Source organism: Variovorax paradoxus (assembly GCF_030815975.1).
GTDB classification, from domain to species: Bacteria; Pseudomonadota; Gammaproteobacteria; order Burkholderiales; family Burkholderiaceae_C; genus Variovorax; species Variovorax paradoxus_N.
The window spans coordinates 401136-419235 of sequence record NZ_JAUSXL010000001.1; the positions used below are offsets into that span (position 1 = coordinate 401136).

At 66.3% G+C, this 18100-nt stretch carries 13 protein-coding genes and 2 pseudogenes; 9 read left to right on the forward strand and 6 right to left on the reverse strand.

Going from position 1 to position 18100, the window contains the following annotated elements; all coding sequences use genetic code 11:
* Positions 1-1101, reverse strand: a complete 1101-nt coding sequence (locus QFZ47_RS01885) for an ABC transporter ATP-binding protein (protein WP_307654008.1) — start codon at positions 1099-1101, stop codon at positions 1-3.
* A gap of 215 nt (positions 1102-1316) precedes the next feature.
* On the opposite strand from QFZ47_RS01885, the gene QFZ47_RS01890 reads away from it, so the two are divergent.
* A complete protein-coding gene (locus QFZ47_RS01890; protein ID WP_307654009.1) occupies positions 1317-2738 on the forward strand; it encodes an amidase in 1422 nt (473 codons plus the stop codon).
* A 21-nt stretch (positions 2739-2759) separates the two neighbouring features.
* On the opposite strand, the gene QFZ47_RS01895 is transcribed toward QFZ47_RS01890, so the two are convergent.
* On the reverse strand, positions 2760-3491 hold the full coding sequence (locus QFZ47_RS01895) for a GntR family transcriptional regulator (protein ID WP_307654010.1): 732 nt from the start codon (positions 3489-3491) through the stop codon (positions 2760-2762).
* Between the two features lie 148 nt (positions 3492-3639).
* Here QFZ47_RS01895 and QFZ47_RS01900 point away from each other — a divergent pair, with 148 nt between their 5' ends.
* From QFZ47_RS01900 to QFZ47_RS01925, 6 genes and pseudogenes are all read left to right on the forward strand, one after another.
* Positions 3640-4371: a maleate cis-trans isomerase family protein gene (locus QFZ47_RS01900; protein ID WP_307654011.1), complete on the forward strand. Its 732-nt coding sequence runs from the start codon at positions 3640-3642 to the stop codon at positions 4369-4371.
* Positions 4372-4986: 615 nt separating this feature from the next.
* Positions 4987-9798 carry an autotransporter outer membrane beta-barrel domain-containing protein gene (locus QFZ47_RS01905; RefSeq protein WP_307654012.1) on the forward strand — a complete coding sequence of 1604 codons (4812 nt, stop codon included), beginning with the start codon at positions 4987-4989 and terminating at the stop codon, positions 9796-9798.
* Positions 9799-9956: 158 nt separating this feature from the next.
* Positions 9957-10376 (forward strand): annotated as a pseudogene (locus QFZ47_RS01910) (transposase); the annotation flags it as partial.
* Positions 10324-10875 carry an alpha/beta hydrolase family protein gene (locus tag QFZ47_RS01915; protein ID WP_307654013.1) on the forward strand — a complete coding sequence of 184 codons (552 nt, stop codon included), beginning with the start codon at positions 10324-10326 and terminating at the stop codon, positions 10873-10875. The pseudogene QFZ47_RS01910 and the gene QFZ47_RS01915, both read left to right, overlap by 53 nt.
* 76 nt (positions 10876-10951) lie before the next feature.
* A complete protein-coding gene (locus QFZ47_RS01920) occupies positions 10952-11410 on the forward strand; it encodes a RidA family protein (RefSeq protein ID WP_307654014.1) in 459 nt (152 codons plus the stop codon).
* Positions 11411-11479: 69 nt separating this feature from the next.
* Entirely contained in the window at positions 11480-12406 is a 927-nt protein-coding gene (locus QFZ47_RS01925; protein WP_307654015.1) for a protein NO VEIN domain-containing protein, read from the forward strand.
* A 48-nt stretch (positions 12407-12454) separates the two neighbouring features.
* Here QFZ47_RS01925 and QFZ47_RS01930 read toward each other — a convergent pair whose 3' ends face one another.
* Positions 12455-13453: an SLAC1 anion channel family protein gene (locus QFZ47_RS01930; protein ID WP_307654016.1), complete on the reverse strand. Its 999-nt coding sequence runs from the start codon at positions 13451-13453 to the stop codon at positions 12455-12457.
* Positions 13454-13561: 108 nt separating this feature from the next.
* On the opposite strand from QFZ47_RS01930, the gene QFZ47_RS01935 reads away from it, so the two are divergent.
* Positions 13562-14515, forward strand: a complete 954-nt coding sequence (locus QFZ47_RS01935) for a GlxA family transcriptional regulator (protein WP_307654017.1) — start codon at positions 13562-13564, stop codon at positions 14513-14515.
* On the opposite strand, the pseudogene QFZ47_RS01940 reads toward QFZ47_RS01935, so the two are convergent.
* From QFZ47_RS01940 to QFZ47_RS01950, 3 genes and pseudogenes are all read right to left on the reverse strand, one after another.
* Positions 14428-14766, reverse strand: a pseudogene (locus tag QFZ47_RS01940) (hypothetical protein); the annotation flags it as partial. The gene QFZ47_RS01935 and the pseudogene QFZ47_RS01940 overlap by 88 nt on opposite strands.
* A 228-nt stretch (positions 14767-14994) precedes the next feature.
* Positions 14995-16083, reverse strand: coding sequence for a hypothetical protein (locus tag QFZ47_RS01945; protein WP_307654018.1), 1089 nt, complete (start codon positions 16081-16083; stop codon positions 14995-14997).
* A 218-nt stretch (positions 16084-16301) separates the two neighbouring features.
* Positions 16302-16985 (reverse strand): aspartyl/asparaginyl beta-hydroxylase domain-containing protein, encoded by a 684-nt coding sequence (locus tag QFZ47_RS01950; protein WP_307654019.1) that lies wholly within the window; start codon positions 16983-16985, stop codon positions 16302-16304.
* 211 nt (positions 16986-17196) lie between these two features.
* Between QFZ47_RS01950 and QFZ47_RS01955 the strand changes: the two genes are divergently transcribed.
* Positions 17197-18099, forward strand: coding sequence for an amidohydrolase family protein (locus tag QFZ47_RS01955; protein WP_370880554.1), 903 nt, complete (start codon positions 17197-17199; stop codon positions 18097-18099).
* Position 18100: the final 1 nt, after the last annotated feature.

Here is an 18100-nt window from a genome sequence, read left to right on the forward strand (position 1 = left end):
TCAGGGTGCGGCGAACACCATCACGCTGGCGGGCGAGACGGGCCGGATCCAGACGCGGGCGCCGGTCTCGCGCGGGCCGGTGCCCGGCGCGCGCGGTTCGGAGAGCTTCAGCCGCAGGCCACCGGTGGTGCGGATCTCGTGGACGATGGTCGCGCCCAGCGGCATGCCGAGTTCGACGACGCCTTCCAGTGCGCCAGCGACCTCGTCGCACAGCCGCATGTTTTCCGGGCGCACGCAGGCCACCACCTTGCTGCCGGCAGAAGAAGGGCTGGCCGAAGCGCCGACCGGGCGCGTGCTCAGCAGCGTGCCGTTGTCCAGGCGCACCGTCGCGCCCTCGTCGGCGGATGCCTCCAGCGTGCCCGGCAGCACATTGGCCGTGCCCACGAACTGGTTGACGAAGTAGCTGGCCGGCGTGTCGTACACCTGCGAGGGCGGCGCGAACTGCTCCAGCCGCCCCTGGCTTAGCACGGCCACGCGGTCGGCCATGCCCAGCGCTTCTTCCTGGTCGTGGGTGACGATGATCGCGGTGGTTCCGGCGGCGCGCTGGATGCGCTTGATTTCGATCTGCATGTCCAGCCGTAGGCTCTTGTCGAGCGCGGAGAAGGGCTCGTCGAGCAGCAGCACGCGCGGCTCAATGGCCAGTGCGCGCGCCAGCGCCACGCGCTGCTGCTGGCCGCCCGAGAGCTGGCGCGTGAGCCGCCCCGCCAGATGGCCGAGTTGCACCATGTCGAGCATCTCGGCCGTGCGCTTCGCGGCCGCATTGCGGTCGGTGCCGCGTGCGGCCAGGCCGTAGCCCACGTTCTCGGCCACGGTCATGTGCGGGAACAGCGCGTAGTTCTGGAACACGATGCCCACGTTGCGCCGCGCCGGCGGCAGTTCGTCGATGCGGCGGCCGCCGACCACGACCTTGCCCGAGGTCTGCGCAATGAAGCCCGCGATGATCCGCAGCAGCGTGGTCTTGCCGCAGCCGCTGGGGCCGAGCAGCGCCACCAGTTCGCCGGCGGCGACCTCGAGCGTCACGTGGTCGACCGCGAGCGATCCGCCGCCGTAGCGGTGCACGATGTCGTCGAGGGTGAGGCTTTGTCCGGCGTCCGAGTCCATGCTTTTGCCTTACGCAATCACTGTGCCAACTTTGTATCCAATCTGGCGAGGCCGGATGTTCTCACAGTATTGCGGTGAAATCTCCTTATGGAACCGGACTTGCATGGTCTACGTGCGATCGGTCGGCTTTCGTCGATCAGCGATGTGTGCCGCACCAGATTGGATACAAACGAAATGTTATGGTGCATCCAAAACCTGAAAAGAGAGCGTCGAACATGCATGAAGACCTGCATCGCCAGAGCGCGTTGCGCATCGCCCGGGACGTCAGGGACAAGAAGCTGTCCGCGACGGAGGTCGCCGGGGCCTTCATCGAGCGGGCGGAGCGGCTCGACCCCTTGCTCAACGCCTTTGCGGATTTCGAACCGGGGCTGACATTGGCCGCGGCGCAGTCGGTTGATGCTCGCATCGCCGCCGGTGAGCAGCTCCCGCTCGCGGGCGTGCCATTCACCGTCAAGGACAACCTCTGGCTCGGCGGTCGCCCCGCGACATTCGGCTCCCAGGTGTTCGCCGATTTCGTGGCGCCGCGCGACTCGTGGTGCGTGGAGCGGCTGCGCGCGCTGGGGGCGGTGCCGCTGGCCGTCACCAATTGCTCCGAGTTCGCCTGCAAGGGCATCACCGCCACGCCGCTGCACGGCGAAACGCGCAATCCGTGGGACCTGCAGCGCACGCCTGGTGGCTCTTCGGGCGGCGCGGTGGCGGCCGTGGCGGCAGGGCTCGGTCCGATCGCGCTGGCCACCGACGCCGGCGGATCGGTGCGCCGGCCCGCGGCGCATGCGGGCCTGGTGGGCATGAAGCCCACGCTGGGCCGCGTGCCCAATCCATGGGGTTTCGACGACCCGAACCACCTGCTGTCCGTCATCGGGCAGATCGGGCGCAACGTCGAGGACGTGGCCTTCATGCTGGACGCGCTCACCGCGTGGGAGCCTGCAGACACCTTGTCGTCACCTGCCTTCTCGGTGCCCGATGCGATGGCATCGTTGCGCGAGCCGCTGGGGCTGTTGCGCCTTGCGTGGTCACCCCAGCTCGGTTGCGGGTTGGCAGTCGATGCCGACGTGCTCGCCACGATGGAGGCCGCCATCGACCGCCTGCAGCGCGCGGGCTGGCAGATCGAACGTGCCGATCCCGCATGGCCTGCCGAGGCGAACGAGTACCCGCTCATCGCGCTGCAGCAGGCGGGCCTGGCGCAGCGCTTCGGCGCAGTGTGGCGCCGGACGCCGGAGCGCCTCGATCCGGACATCGGCGCGCAGATCGAGCTGGGCTTTGCGATCTCCGGCACCCGGGTGACGGAGCTGCTGAAGCTGCGCGAAGACTTCCATGCCAGCTTCACCCGATTCTTCTCGCGCTTCGATGCCTTGCTTTGTCCGACGAGTCCCGTCGAAGCCTGGCCGCTCGGCAGCCTGGGCCCTTCGGAAATCGGTGGCCTGCCCGCGGGGCCGCGGGGCCATGCGGCCTTTACGCCGCTCTTCAACTACGGCGGTGTGCCTGCGTTGTCATTGCCCTGTGGCACCGGCCGCCAGGGCCTGCCGGTCGGCCTGCAGATTTCGGGGCCGCGCTTCGCCGATGCGCGCGTGCTGCAACTGGCGTGGCACGCCGAGCAGATCCTGGGCGTCGGGCCCGCGTCTGCGCTGATGGGCTGAGGTGCTTCGAGGCGCGTGCGTTCAGCCGAACAGCACGTCGGCCAGATCGACTTCCTGCACCGCCTGCGCATCGAGCTTGAGGGCGTTTTCGATGTGCCGCAGATGCTCGACCATGAGCTGTGCTGCGGTCTCTGGATCGCGCGCCTCGATGGCGTCGATCAGCAGCGCGTGCTCGTCGTTCGGGCAGGCGACGGCCGTCGGCGCCTCGAAGGTGAGGATCGCCAGGCAGGTGAGTGGCGTGAGCTCGCGCATCAGCCGCGAGAGGATGCTGCTGCCCGACAGCTCGGCGAGCAGCACATGGAAATCGCCTGAAAGGCGCACGGCCTGCCGACGGTCGTCGCGCGCATGCGCCTGCTGCTCGCGCTTGACCAGCGCGCGCAGTTGCTTGACGGCGGTCGGCGCCTTGCCGGCTTCGATGCGCTCGATCAGGCGGGCCACCACCGCCGGCTCCAGCGTGCGGCGCACGCCGAGCACGTCGCGCGCCTCGTCGGCGCTGGGCATGGTCACGAAGGCGCCCCGGTTGGGAATGAGCGTGACCAGCTGCTCCACGGCCAGCCTTTGCAGCGCGCCGCGCACCTGCGTGCGGCTCACTGCGAAGAGTTCGGCCACGCGTTCCTCCGAGAGCTTGGTACCGGGCAGGAGCCGGTGTTCCACGATGGCGTTGTAGACGCTCTGATGGATATCGGCCTGGCTCGCGACGCTGCGCGTTGCGGGCAACGTGGTCTTGGAGGTGGTGGATTTGGGTTTGTTCATTGGATGACAGCAGTTCTCGCCATCATGCAAGCAAAAGTCTGGCCCGCGCGAAATATGTGGATACAATCGCGCCGGTAAATCGTATCCAATCGTTAGAGGTCCGGTGCGATTATGGCTTGCAGGTCTGCATCCCCAACGGAGAAGAACCATGTTGCGCACGCTGATCGGAATGCTGACGCCCTCGTCCAATACCGCGCTGGAGCCGGTGACGAGCGCGATGCTGGCGGGGCTGCCCAACGTCAGCGTGCACTACGGCCGCTTTCGCGTCACGGAGATCGCGTTGTCCAGCGGGGCGCTCTCGCAGTTCGACGACCGCGAGATCCTCGCCGCCGCCGAACTGCTGTCGCATGCCTGCTGCCAGGTGATCGGGTGGAACGGCACATCGGCGGGCTGGCTGGGTTTCGAGGCCGACGAGCGGCTGTGCGCCGCCATCGCCCGCGAAACGGGCGCGCTCGCGTGCACCTCGGTGCTCGCACTCAACGAAGCGCTGCAAGCCACCGGCGTGCGGCGCCTGGGCCTGGTGTCGCCTTACCGCGCCGACGTGCAGGCGGCCATCGTGCGCAACTACGCCGCGTCGGGCATCGAGGTGGTTGCCGAACGTCATCTCGGGCTGCAGGACAACTTTTCCTTCTCCGAAGTGAGCGCGCAGGAGATCCGGGACATGGTGCGCGCCGTGATGACCTCGCATGCGGACGGCCGGCCCGAGGCCGTGGCGATTTTCTGCACCAACCTCTTCGGCGCACCGCTCGTGGCCGAGCTGGAAGCCGAGTTCGGCGTGCCTGTCTACGACACCGTTGCCACGGTGGTGTGGAAGGCGCTGCGTCTGGCGGGCGTCGACACCCGGTCGCTGGCGAATTGGGGTCGTCTCTTCCTGGCATGAGCAGCTTGCCACCACGTTGATCGGATTTTCATGAATCACACCTTCGCGCTCATAGTCAATGGCTCGGGCGTCGTTCAACCCGTGCCCGAGACGGCCCGTCGATCACATTCGAACGGCGAAGGCTCCCGATCGATCAGGCGATCTCTGGCGAACCTGTGGCTTGTCGCTGTGATCATGGCTGTGCTGGCGCCTCCAGCTTTCGCCCAGGCCTCTTCGGAATCCGGCAACGGCGGGGAAGGTGCGGCTGCGGGTGCGGTTGGAGGCGACGGGCCCGAGACATTTGCCAATCGGCCGAGGCAAGGGAGCGCAGGACTTGCCGCGCCGGGCGGCTTGGTGGGCGGTGGAGGAGGCGGTGGATCGACGGGGTTCTACGACGTGACACAGCCGGCCGACGCGCTAAAGGGCGTCGCAGGTGGAACGGGTGGCGGCTTGGGGAGCGGGAGTGGTGGCACTGGAGGCACAGGCGGATTCGTCGCCCAGGACAACCACACCTGGGGATTGCTGTCGGGGGGTAATGGGGGCGCTGGGGCTGATGCTTCGGCAAGCGCGGGAAGCGATGGCGGCGGCGGTGGTGGGGGCGGCGGTGGCGTCGCTTCCGGTCTGAGGTTCGGGAGCTTGCAGTCGCTTCCTGGGCAGGATGCGCGAGCCGGAAATGGCGGCGCCGGCGGCGCCGGAGTGGGGCTCGGCGGCGGTGGCGGCGGAGGGCAGGGCGGCCATGGCATCGTTGCCGCATTTTTCCTCGATCTCTACAACTATCTCGATACGAACATTTCTGCGGGCGCGGGTGGCGCGGGTGGATCGGCCTTTCTCGGTCATGGCGGCAACGGTGGAGATGGCGGCACGACTGCCCTTGTCTTCACCTATGGCGCCACGGTGATCAACGATGGCGTGCTCCAGGCCGGGCGAGGGGGCGATGGAGGGTCAAGCGCATCGGGCAAAGGCGGTACGGGCGGAACTGGCGGGTTCGGCATCAACGTCCGAGACACGAGCACCATCCTCAACGGGATCAGCAACACGGACCCGACCAAGGCGATCATTCGCGGCGGCGACGGCGGCAATGGAGGTGGCAGCGGCACACCGGGACTTGCCGGTGTTGGCGGCGCGGGCAACCCTGCCATCCTTGTGGAATACGAAAACGCCGAATTCCACCTGACCAATGCGGGACAGATCCTAGGGGGCAATGGCGGTGCAACTGGCGCCGGCGGACGTACCGATGGTGCTGTGGCCTCCGGTGCGCCGGCCATTCAGGCCTTCGCGGGCGTCGCGACCGTCATCGTCAACAGCGGCCTCATTGCTGGTGGCCTTTCCGGCGATGGCCGGCAGCGTGCCGATGCGATTCAACTGGGTGCAAGCGATGTTGAACTGTTTCTCGAGGCCGGCTCCGACATTCGTGGCAACGTCGTCAAGGTGAGCGGTGGAAATCAGCGTTTTGCTCTGATCCTGTCAGGTGGCAAGGATGCGTCGTTCGACACCTCGACGATCGGCCCGACGGCGCAGTACCGCCCGTTCACCGAATTCCGCAAGGAAGGTGACAGCAGATGGACGCTCAACGGCAGTACTTCGGCGCTGACGCCGTGGGTGATCAAGGCCGGCGCGCTGGCCATCTCCGATGACGCCAGCCTTGGCGACACCGCCGGCGGATTGGCGCTGGCAGGCGGAACGCTCGCCGCACTGGGGAACGTGACGCTGGCACGGGCCGTCCACATCGCTGCCGCGCAGGGTGTCTTGGATGTTTCGGACCGTGCGACGCTGCAGGGCGTGGTCGACGGTCCGGGCGCATTGGTCAAGAGCGGCACCGGAACACTGGCGCTGACGGCCGCCAACAGTTACGCGGGCGGCACGGTCGTCAATGCGGGGACCTTGAAGATCGACAATACGACGGGGAGCGCCACCGGCAGCGGCGCGGTGCAGGTCAACAGCGGCGGCACCCTCGGCGGCGGCGGCACCATCTCTGGCGCCGTCACTGTTGTCGACGGCGGCACGCTTGCGGCGGGCAACAGCCCCGGGACGCTGAACACCGGCGCGCTGTCTCTGAGCGGCGGCTCGATCCTGAGCTACGAACTGGGCCAGGCGGGTACGGCGGGCGGACCGCTCAACGACCTGGTCAACGTCACCGGCAATCTCACGCTGGACGGCACGCTCAACGTCGCGCAGTCCTCGGGCGGCACCTTCGGCCCTGGCCTCTACCGCCTCATCACGTACACCGGTTCGCTGACCGACAACGGGCTGGACGTCGGCGCGGTGCCGTCGGGCACGGTGGCGAGCGATCTGTCGGTGCAGACCTCGGTGGCCAAGCAAATCAACCTGGTGAACCGTGCCGGCTTCAGCTTCAACTTCTGGGATGGCGGCAACGGCGCCGACTACAACAATGGCACCGCCAACGGCGGCTCCGGCGCCTGGCGCGTGGGCGCCCCGGGCGACGGCTGGACCGACATGGACGGCACCCTCAACGCGTCCTGGAAGCAGGATCAGTTCGCCATGTTCGGCGGCAAGGGCGGCACGGTGACGGTCGACAAGTCGGGCGGCAGGGTCAGCATCGGCGGTGCGCAGTTCATGGTCGACGGCTACGTGGTGCAGGGCGACGAGCTCAACATCAGCGGCGCCAGCACCGTGGTGCGCGTGGGCGACGGCACGGCGGGCGGCGCGCGCATGACGGCCACCATCAACTCGGCCATCACCGGCACGGGCGGGCTGTCGAAGGAAGACGTCGGCACGCTGGTGCTGGGCGGTGCCAACACCTACACGGGCGGCACCACCGTCAAGGCCGGCGTGCTGCAGGGCAACACCACCAGCCTGCAGGGCGACATCGTCAACGACGCGAAGGTCACCTTCGACCAGGCGGCGAACGGCATCTACGCCGGCACCATGAGCGGCACCGGCAGCCTGCGCAAGATCGGCACCGGCGAGCTGCAGCTCGCGGCGGCCAACAGCTACGGCGGCGGCACCCAGGTGGACGCGGGCACGGTCGATGCGGCCGTCGCCGGCGCGCTGGGCACCGGCCCGGTGTTCGTGGCGGGCGGCTCCGGGCTGGTCTTCAGCGGCAGCGCCGGTGCAGGCAGCCTGCAGATCACGGCAGGCCCGGTGCAGCAGACCAACGGCGGGTTCATCCAGTTCAAGGACAACGCCTCGGCCGGCAGCGCCACCATCGTCACGCAGGCCAACGGCTCGATCGACTTCCGCGACAACACGACGGCTGGCAACGCCACCATCGAGAACCGCGGCGGCGAGACCACCGTCTGGTTCAACGCGACCGCGGGCAAGGCCCACATCACCAACTACGCGGGCGGCTCGACCAACTTCCTGGACGACGGCTCGGCCGGCCAGTCCGCGCTCGTGAACGAAACAGGCGGCGTCATCGACTTCTTCGACCGTGCGAAGGCCGACCAGGCAACGGTGGTGAACAAGGCGGGCGGCACGGTGCGCATCAGCAAGCTGACCACCGACGCCATCACCATCGGCGCGCTCGAAGGCGCGGGCCGGGTGCTGCTCGGCGCCAAGGCGCTGACCACCGGCGGGCTGAACACCGACACGGAAGTCTCGGGCGTCATCTCCGGCGTGGGTGGTTCGGTCGTCAAGGTCGGCACCGGCGCGCTCACGCTGTCGGGCGCCAACACCTACTCGGGCGGCACCGTGCTGCATCAGGGGCGTTTGAACGTCGGACACAACGAAGCGTTGGGCACTGGCGCCTTGTCGATGGACGACGACACGACACTGGGCTTCAGTGCCGATGGCGTGACCCTCGCGAATGCGATTCAGCTGACGGGCCAGAACGATCCAGTCATCGACACGGGCGCCTTCAATGGCGCGCTGAGCGGCGCGATCAGCGGTGGCGGCTTCATCACGAAGGAAGGCACGGGTACGTTGACGCTTTCAGGGGCCAACACATACACCGGTGCTACGAATGTGGCACAGGGTACGTTGAAGGCAGGCGCGGCCAACACCTTGAGCGCCAGCTCGGCCCACGGTGTGGCCTCGGGTGCGACCCTGGATCTCGCGGGCTTCAACCAGAGCGTGGCATCGCTGACGAACAGCGGCACTGTCTCGCTCGTCGGCGCCACGCCAGGCACCACGCTGATCGTGAACGGCAACTACGTCGGCAACAACGGCGTGCTGAAACTGAGCGCGGCGCTCAACAGCACGGGCCCGTCGGATCGCCTCGTCTTCAACGGCGTCTCGGCAGTGGCCAGCGGCAAGACCAGCGTGCAGATCACCAACCTCGGCGGCCTGGGCGCGTTGACCAGCGGCAACGGCATCGAAGTGATTACTGCGCAGAACGGCGCGACCACGACGGCGCAGACCACCAAGGACGCGTTTGCACTCGCAGGGGGTCATGTCGATGCGGGTGCCTACGAGTACCGGCTGAACGCAGCCGATGCAAACGGTGCCGGCGAAAACTGGTATCTGCGCTCGACCACCGAAGCGGTGTCGCCCGGCAATCCCGCAGGCGCGCCCGTCATCACCTACCGGCCGGAAGCCTCGCTCTATGCGGCGCTGCCGGGCCAACTGCGCCAAGGCAACCTCGCGATGCTGGGCGACCTGCGCAAGCGCGTGGGCGATGACGATGTGAAGGGCACCGCTGCCATGCCGACCGGTTCGGATCGTCGTGCTTGGGCGCGTGTGCTCTCGACCGACATCGACATCCAGCAGGGCGGCACCGTCTCGCCGACCAGCAAGGGGCGTCTGACGGGCTTCCAGGCCGGCACCGACTTGCTGGCCACGCCAAACTGGCGTGCCGGCCTCTATGTCGGCCAGCTCGACGGTGACGCAACGGTCAACGGCTTCGCCAGCGGCGTGAACAACCTGCGCACGGGCCGCAATGACCTGCGCAGCCAGTACGTCGGTGTCTACGGAACCTACGCCGGCGACAGCGGCTTCTACGCCGATGCGGTGGTGCAGTCGGGCCGCCATCGCTACACCGTGCAGCCGAACCTCTCTGGCGGCGTGCAAGGCAAGGGCAACAGCTTGCTGGGTTCCATCGAAGTGGGCCAAGCCTTCGCGTTGGGTGGCAGTGGCTGGAGCATCGAGCCGCAACTGCAGCTGATTCATCAGCACATGGACCTGAGCAACTCCGCGATCCTCGGCGCGGTGGTTCAACCAGAAGCCGGCAGCGGCTGGATCGCACGGGCCGGCGTTCGCGTCAAGGGCCAGATCGACACCGCCATGGGCGTATTGCAGCCCTACGGCCGCTTCAACGTCTACAAGATCTCGAGCGGCACGGACATCGCGCGCTTTGTCAACGGCGCGACGCGCACTGACATCGCAGCGCCCACCGGCGGCACGAGCACCGAGCTGGCCGGCGGCTTCACGCTGGCGCTGGGCCAGAGGACCAGCCTCTACGGCGAAGTCGGCAAGCTCTGGTCCTCGGGCGGCGGCGCCAAGGTCAAGGGCTCGATCAACGGATCGCTGGGCGTGCAGCTGAAGTGGTGATCGGAATACTGCCTTCAGGGGGATGTGGATAAAAACCTGGAGGGGATGCGGACAAAAACTTGGACTACCAGGAGGTAGTTCATGTATTCATACGAAGACAGGATTCGAGCGGTCGAGCTGTATATCAAGCTCGGCAAACGCGTCAGGGCGACTATTACTGCTTCGATGGCTTGGTCATCAGCTGGTCCATTGGGGAGCATCCAAATGCTGAGCTCGTCAACACGATGTTGGATGCAGCGATCGAGACCATGGCCGACGGCAATGCCCGACCCATCGTTCACTCTGACCGTGGTGCCCACTATCGCTGGCCTGGTTGGCTATCGAGGATCGGTGACGCGAAGCTGGTTCGCTCGATGTCTCGCAAGGGGTGCTCGCCTGATAACGCGGCGTGCGAAGGCTTCTTCGGCCGGCTGAAAACGGAGCTGTTCTACCCTCGGGACTGGAGGGCCGCCACGGTCGAGCAGTTCATCAAAGAAGTTGATTCCTACATCCGCTGGTACAACGAGAAGCGGATCAAGATCTCCCTTGGCTCTCGCAGCCCCATCGAATACCGACAAAGTCTCGGACTCGCGACATAAAACCAGTCCAAGTTTTTATCCGCACCCCCATCTGCCGAAGCAGGGCGCGGCGTTGCGGCAGCGCGCGGTGGCTCAGCGTGCCGATGTCGAAATCCCGGTGGCGCGCTGCATCGACTGGCTCTGTGCGCGCAGCGACATGGACAGCGCACGCATCGCGCTCTACGGCGCCAGCCTGGGAGGCATCGGCGCGGCGCGCGCCGCATCGGCCGAGCGGCGTCTGAAGGCGGTCGTTTCGGACAGCCTGATCTCCGATCTTCACGCCGGCTTCATCGAGAAGATCCGCTGCCCCTATCTGATCGTTCAAGGGAAGCATGACTTGCTCGGACTGCAGACTGCACTCGATGCCGTCGAATGCGCAAGGCAGCACGGCGTTGCTGTGGCGCTCAAGATATTCACTGCCGAAGAAACAGGCGCTTCGCACTGTCAGGCCGACATCCCGAGCCTGGGCCAGGCGTTCATTTGCGACTGGCTGACCGCGCAGCTGGCGGACGGCACGTGAGAAGCCAAGGCTTCCCCGAGTGGCCGGCCTGTGCCATCCTTCTTCCCGAGTTGACTCACCCACCTTCAGGAACCCGATGCCCGACATTCAACACATTGCGCCGAACGCCGCTTTTCAGATGCCGCCGCTGTCGGCCGCCACGCGCATCGGCGAGCTCGTCTTCGTCTCCGGCACACCCGGCTATTACCCCGATGGGCGCATCGACGAAGGCGACTTCGGCGCGCAGTTCGACCAGGCGGTGATTGCATTGCAAGAGGTGCTGGCGCGTGGCGGCGCGTCGATGCGCTCTCTGGTCAAGGTCAACGTGCTGCTGACCCGCGCCCAGGACGTGGCCGAGATGAACCGCCGCTATGCAAAAGCGTTCGGTCCCGCGCCGTATCCGGCACGCACGACCTGCGTGGTGTCGGCGCTTCCGGACTCGCGCATGTTGCTCGAAATCGAGTGCATCGCCGCGGCTGAACATGTGGACGCGAAAGGATTCGATGCCAGCGGCCGGATTCCTTTCGGCAAGCAGTTGACGGCAGGACGGCAATGATCGGTCTGGCTGGGCCCGCATCCGATGCGGCATACTTCCCACCCCCCGAACTCGCCAGAGACCCGCTGAATGGACAAGGAAGTCGACCCCAAAGTGCTCGCCGTCATCGATGAGATGCGGCTGTCAGGACCACGGCTGACGCCGGTCGAGATCGTCGCGAAGATGGGTGTCTTCGATGCGCGGGAGAAGCCGTTCGATCATGCCTGGCTCGCGACGGGCGACAACGTCATTGCCACCATCTGGGCGGAGTTCGTGAACATCGGCGCCGACGGGCGCTGGTTCTGCCTCGAGTCGCTGGACACGCAGCACCGTGTCGGCGGCGGCGTGCGCAGCCCCCAGCAGATCCAGCGTGCCAAGGACCGCCGTGCGCTGCTCAAGCGCACCGTCGATGCAGGCCAGGGCTTTCGCGCCGTGCTGCAGACCAACCGCGTTGCGATTGCCGAACTCGAGAGCAACAAGAGCGCGAAGGTCTCCACGCGGGTGCGCGACGACGCCGAATGGCATGTCGCCTCCTGGGATTCCGACCAGCAGCTCGCGATCCTGGTGCGCGGTGCGCGCGGCTGGGTGCCCGGCGAGGCGGAGATTCAGGCGGCCAAGGCGCGGGGCAGCGTGCCGGAGGCCGCTGCCGGCGATCCGGGGGCGGCGGCTGCCGAGCGGTCGGCCTCGCGGGAAGAGGTCCAGGCCGCCGCCATCGCCTATGTGATGCGCCACTTCAAGGGCTACGGCTACAACGCCGAGGACGTCACCAGCCAGAAGCTCGGCTACGATCTCGAAGTGTCGAACGCGAAGGGCGCCACGCTTCTTAGGGTGGCGGTGAAGGGCACGTCCACGGGGGTGCCCAGTTTCCGGCTCACGAGCGAAGAACGCGCCTGCTCGGCACGCGAGCCGCTCTGGCGGCTGCTGGTGGTCGCCGATGTCATCGGCACCGCGGCGCAGCACAAGATCTACAAGCCTTCCGAAATGGAACAGGCGCCGGGGTTCGAGCCGCTGGATTAGCGGGAAGCCGCTGCCTTCATGGCGGCTGTGCGCCAGGAAAGCCCCGGCTCATGTGAACAGCTTTCCGTTGAACGCGATGCGCAGGGTACGCACGGTGAGCACCGCCAGCGCCACGGTCAGCAACCCGAGCAGCAGGACCGCGATGACCCAGAGCGGCGTGCTCGCCCGCAGTTGCGCGTACTTGAGTGCCGCGTTGGCCAGCGCCGCCATCGGAAAGCCGATCGCCCACCATGCCACGGAGAACTTCACGCTGGGCCGGAACACCTTCGGCGCAAGCACCGCGAACATGAAGAGCGCGAAGTAGAAGAGCAGTGCGGCAAAGCGGTCGATGCTGCCCGTGATGTTCGTGTAGGCGAGAAACCCGACCGCGAAGGGCCCCACGAGGATCATCAGCGAGGGCGTCATCGCCGGCGCGAGCGGAGCCTGGTGCACCAGCCGGCCGACGATGAGCACGAACAGCACCAATGCGAGCACCGCGCCCACGGCCATCGCCAGCAAGTTGAGCTCCGCGGCCCAGGCCATGGACGGGTCGTGCCCGGCGGTCACGGCGATGTCCAGCGTGGCGACGCCCGGAATCAGCCAGGCCGGCACCGCATGCGACGCATCCAGCTGTCCTTTGAGCAGGCGCGAGACCACCATGAAGCCGAGCGCGAAGGTCGCGATCGCGCCCAGGGTCCACAGCGCGTGCGCGGCGGACGCGCTGTAGGGTGCGATCACGGCCGACAGCAGCAGCATCGAGATGACGATGGTGCCGAAGAAGTTGCCGGTCACCGGGTGATGGAATTCCCCGCGCACGGCCTGCGGATGCCTTGCCAGCTTCGTCGCATAGCCCAGCGCCAGCAGCACAAAGACGCCAAGCGCAAAGGCGCCGATGGCCTCGCCGATGGCGGCTGGCGCGCCGAGGCTGCCATGTGCCAGCCGCCAGGCCAGGGCCAGCCCCGAAAGCCCCATGACGGAGCCGAACAGGTTGACGGGCAGGTTGCGCAGCGAAGCCTCGCTGGAGGGATGGAAAACCGGGAAGGGTGGATTCAATGAATCATTCTGCATGAGGGTCTCGTTGGCTGAATTTGCTGGTATGGATAGTTTCTGCCAGACTGCCGGTGCCGCGGGCGCCGCGGCACGACGTTTTCCGCCAATCACCGAGCCTTCACTGCCATGCGTGTCGCGATCCTTGCCTTTCCCCGTGTCCAGCTGCTCGACGTGGCCGGCCCGGCCGACGTGTTCGCCGAGGCGGCGCGCCAGCTCGGGCAGCCGCGCGCCTACCAGGTTCAGGTGGTCGGCACCGAGGCCGGGTTGCTCAAGAGCAGCAGCGGGGTGCGCTTGGCCGTCGATGCCACAGTGGGTGCGCATCGCACACCGATCGACACCTTGCTTGTGGCCGGCAGCCCCGACATTGACCAGGTCGCCGGCGATGTGGCGCTGCACAACTGGCTCAGGCGTCAATCGCGCACGGTGCGGCGCTATGGCTCCGTGTGCAGCGGCGCCTTCGTGCTCGCGGCCGCCGGGCTGCTGGACGGCAAACGCGTGGCGACGCATTGGAACTCCACCGCGCGCCTGGCAGCAGCCTACCCGTTGGCATCCGTCGAACCGGACGCGATCTATGTGAAGGACGGCAAGCTCTTCACCTCGGCCGGGGTGACCGCGGGCATGGACCTGGCGCTCGCCATGGTGGAGGAGGACCACGGCCGCGAGCTCGCGCTGCGCGTTGCGCGCGAGTTGGTGATGTTCCTCAAGCGCCCGGGTGGCCAGAGCCAGTTCAGCGCCCACCTGGCGGCCCAGACCTCCGAGCGCTCGAGCGTGCGGCAGGTGCAGGACTATGTCCTTTCGCACCTGAAGGACGACCTGTCCGTGCCGACGCTGGCAGCGCGCGCCGGCATGAGCGAGCGCAGCTTCGCGCGGCTCTTTCGAAGCGAGACCGGCACCACGCCGGCCGAGTTCGTCGAGAACGCCCGCATCGATGCCGCCCGCCGCCTGGCCGAGGAGTCGCAGCTGCCGGCCAAGCGCCTGGCGGGCGAGGTGGGCTACGCCAACGTGGACGGCTTCAGGCGCGCGTTCGGCCGGCGCCTTGGCGTGAGCCTCGTGGAGTATCGAAGGCGGTTCGCGAAATGAAGGCGGAGTGCGGCGCTGCCATGCTTGCCGCGGATGAGATCATCCTTCCCGCATGGCCTGCAACCCGGCCGGCCGCCGCCTTCCAGGTACTTCCAGTGCGCCACATAGTCCGACAGGTAATGCTCCACGTCGTCGATGCGCACGCGGAAGCTGTGGTGGCGGATGAAGGAGCTGCCCACGATGCGTGAGGGGTTCCTGAAGAACATCGCGAGCTCTGGCCAGAAGTGCCCCGTGAGCAGGTAGCGCGCACGTTGCCCAGGCCAAAGCGCAGGTAGCGCTCCTCGGGCCGGTAGAGCGCGAGCTTTCAGCCTTCGAGCAGCGCGTAGGTCGAACTGGCATGGCGCAGCGCGTTGTACGTGGGAATGGCGCGATCGTGACTTGGCGCGCCGGGTAGGCGGTGCTGGTCGTGGCGGTGTCGCAACACGGTCCGCATCCCATGTTGGCAGGCGCCGAAATATGGCTTCACCGTCAATGCTGCTTCAGCCCGGAGATGCCGGATCGAGGGCAAGAAACCGAACGACCTCCGGCGTGGAAATCCGAAAGGAGCCCATGGCGCGTTGAACAGCCCTCATCAATATCGGGTTGTTCGCCATCGAACGCTGGTCTTCATGGGTCCATTGATTCGGCTGGCGGTTCTTTTCGCGCGTGACCTTGTCGTCTTCTTCATCCAGTTCCTGAAGAATCTTCAGCATCAGGGAATGTCCGCGCCAGACCTCGTCCCTGATCACCGGCGTTCCATCGGCAAATCTTCTGCTGCGCAATTCTTCGGGGATGATCATCGGCGCGTCCTGGCTCTTGGCGAGTTCGGCCAACCGGTTCCAGAAATGCCTCACGTCATAGGGATTCGGGTTGAGGAAAACCCGTTCGTTGAGCTCTTTCTGCGAAGAAGGAAGCGGGGTGCTCCACATTTCGCGATTGCGCTCGTTCTCTGCGAGCGTGACCCATTCCGCCCATTTCGCCATTCCCTCCAGGAACCAGCTTGCGCGGAACATGGTGTAGCCGTATTGATAAAGGTGGAACAACTCATGCGGGATGAGGTAGTCCTTCACCCGCTCATGATTTCCGCGCATTGTGGAATTGATGCCGATGGAGATCGAGCATTTGTCATCGCGGTTGCGGCTGCGGGGGTAGCGGACCACCCCGGAGAACGACAGCCCTCTTTTCTTCGCGTTCTCCTCGCTGTAGGAGCCGAAGTCCAAGAAGTCGATGTCGATGGTTTCGGCGCGCCGAAACCTGGTGCTGCGCAGCGGGTCGCGAAAGCCGTTCCGATTGAATATCTGCCGGACCGTGTCGAGGTGCAATGCCGCGTCTTCGACGATATCGGGCACGCCATTGCGATTCAGATCCACGTTGGTGTACAGCGCGTGCGGCCCTGACTGCGTATAAAAAACCCGGATGCCATTGAACTCGAACTTCTGCTCCAGCTCCAGCCTGTGCGGATTCTTCGAGGTTCTGCATGCGGGCGCCTCTTGCAGGTCCTGCGCCGAAACTGCGGAAGTGGAACTCAGTACACACGCGATCGCTCCGAGCGCGATCATTTGCTTCCATGGCGATTTCTTGGTCGGCATTGCTGCTCCTGTTGCATATCCTGCATGGCTCGCCAAGCGAGGCTCGATCAACGGACAACTCTTCAGGTCAGGGAATTCCAGAGCAATTTGTCCCGTACGACGCGGCCGGCATGGCTTCGGGGGTGGATATTCTCTCCAGGGGCTCGCGCCGCACACCCTGAAAGAGCAGGGCAGCTGTTCATTTCACACTTCGACGGCTCGCCCCGGTGGATGCGCGGTCATGCGGGCCGCTCGGCGCTCTCTGCTGCAGCAGAAAGCGTTGGGGCTGCAGCGGCGGGCGTTTCCTGGAGCACGGGCAGCCGGGGCTCGGCCAGCATCGAGAAATCGGGGCCCGGGCTCAGGCCCATCAACAGATGGACGCGGTTCGATGGCTCATTGCTGCGATTGACCGCGCGATGGCTCAGGTCCACTCGCACCAGCCATGCAGAACCGTCGGCGGGCAGGTGCACGCTCTCGATGCTGCCATCGGCACGCTGCCATTCGAAGAAGCAATTGGGGTTGGTGATGATGGGGATGTGCAGCCGCCATGTCTCCCTGAGCGCATCCGTGTGCAGCGGCATCTCTTCGCCTTCGCTCTCGAGCTGCATGATGCGGGCCCGAAAGTGCTCGATGCCGCGCTGGTGCAGGCTCTCCATGACCTCGGCGAGATAGCCCGTGCACACCTCGGTGGGCGTGACTCCCCGGCTGGGAGCGGCGGCCTGCGTCGGGGCGATGCGCCGGATGCCGTCGGTCAAGGTGCCGTCGCGGCTGGTCACGGCCCAGCCGATGTAGTCGACCCGGTTGTCTCGGTAGGGCACGGCCGGCTGCCGTTTGACATGGTCCAGGAAGTGGGCCTGGAGCTTTTCGGGATCGACCTTGAAATCAGCCAGTCTCGCGAACATGACGTCTTTCGAGCGCTTCATGGTGTCTTCTCGCCCTTCCATGCCCGGGCAAAAAAGCCATGTTTTTGCCAATTTAACATTGATACACATACTAGCACCCGCTTCGAAAGGCGCGCGTGCCGGGAATCACGAAACCGTATTGCAGAAGCGCACCGGGTTCGGGCTGTTCGGCTTCCTTTCGCCGCTCGGTTCGACAGGTTCAAAATAGGCGGGTTCCACCCTGATGAAACACATGAGAGCCATCCCGCTCCTCGCGGCCCTTGTCCTGGCCACCTGCTTCGCCATGGCGCCCCACGCCCAGGCTGCAGAGAACGCGTCGCCCTACGCCGGCCCGCTGTTCGACACACACCTGCACTACAACCAGGAAGCCTGGGACGGCAACACGGGGCCCTATCCGCCCGCCGAGGCGCTCGCGCGCATGCAGCGCAACAACGTGACGGCCATCGTTGCCAATTCGCGGCCCAACGCCGGCACACAAACACTGGCTGCGGCGCGCGAAACCCGCGCCGCGGGCGTGACCGTGGTGCCCTTCGTGCGGCTGTACCGCAACCGCGACGACTACAGCAACTGGTTCCGCGACGAGACCATCCACGACATGGTGCAGGCCGAGTTGGCGCGCGGTACCGCGAGCGGACCCTACCGCGGGCTCGGCGAGTTCCACCTGTACGACAGCGCCAATGCCAACGGCCCGGTGGCAAAGAAGCTGATCGCGCTGGCGGAGCGGCAGAAGCTCGCGGTGCTCGCGCATGTCGACGACGTGGCGATCGACCTCCTGATGGCCAACGCGCCGTCGAAGGGGCGGGACCTTCGCCTGATCTGGGCCCACACCGGCATTGGCGGTGCGCCCATCGAGCGGGTGCAGGCGCTGCTGGAGCGCTATCCGCTGCTGATGGGCGAACTCTCGTACCGGCCAGGCCTGACCTGCGAAGGCGACAGGCTGTGCCCCGAGTGGCGTGCGCTGATCCTAAAGTACCCGGAGCGCTTCATGATCGGCTCCGACACCTGGGTGAACCAGCGCTGGAGCGCCTACGACGAGATCATGCGCGGCTATCGCACCTGGCTGGGCGACCTGCCGCCCGACGTGGCGCGGCGCATTGCCTGGGGCAACGCGGCCGCGTTGTTCGATTTGCGCTGAG

What these genes read in the sequence shown, in the direction of transcription:
- QFZ47_RS01920 (WP_307654014.1), top strand. Translation starts at nt 10,952, where the DNA reads ATGCCCGACATTCAACACATTGCGCCGAACGCCGCTTTTCAGATGCCG.
- QFZ47_RS01900 (WP_307654011.1), top strand. Translation starts at nt 3,640, where the DNA reads ATGTTGCGCACGCTGATCGGAATGCTGACGCCCTCGTCCAATACCGCG.
- QFZ47_RS01925 (WP_307654015.1), top strand. Translation starts at nt 11,480, where the DNA reads ATGGACAAGGAAGTCGACCCCAAAGTGCTCGCCGTCATCGATGAGATG.
- QFZ47_RS01955 (WP_370880554.1), top strand. Translation starts at nt 17,197, where the DNA reads ATGAGAGCCATCCCGCTCCTCGCGGCCCTTGTCCTGGCCACCTGCTTC.
- QFZ47_RS01930 (WP_307654016.1), bottom strand. Translation starts at nt 13,453, where the DNA reads ATGCAGAATGATTCATTGAATCCACCCTTCCCGGTTTTCCATCCCTCC.
- QFZ47_RS01950 (WP_307654019.1), bottom strand. Translation starts at nt 16,985, where the DNA reads ATGAAGCGCTCGAAAGACGTCATGTTCGCGAGACTGGCTGATTTCAAG.
- QFZ47_RS01935 (WP_307654017.1), top strand. Translation starts at nt 13,562, where the DNA reads ATGCGTGTCGCGATCCTTGCCTTTCCCCGTGTCCAGCTGCTCGACGTG.
- QFZ47_RS01890 (WP_307654009.1), top strand. Translation starts at nt 1,317, where the DNA reads ATGCATGAAGACCTGCATCGCCAGAGCGCGTTGCGCATCGCCCGGGAC.
- QFZ47_RS01885 (WP_307654008.1), bottom strand. Translation starts at nt 1,101, where the DNA reads ATGGACTCGGACGCCGGACAAAGCCTCACCCTCGACGACATCGTGCAC.
- QFZ47_RS01895 (WP_307654010.1), bottom strand. Translation starts at nt 3,491, where the DNA reads ATGAACAAACCCAAATCCACCACCTCCAAGACCACGTTGCCCGCAACG.
- QFZ47_RS01945 (WP_307654018.1), bottom strand. Translation starts at nt 16,083, where the DNA reads ATGCCGACCAAGAAATCGCCATGGAAGCAAATGATCGCGCTCGGAGCG.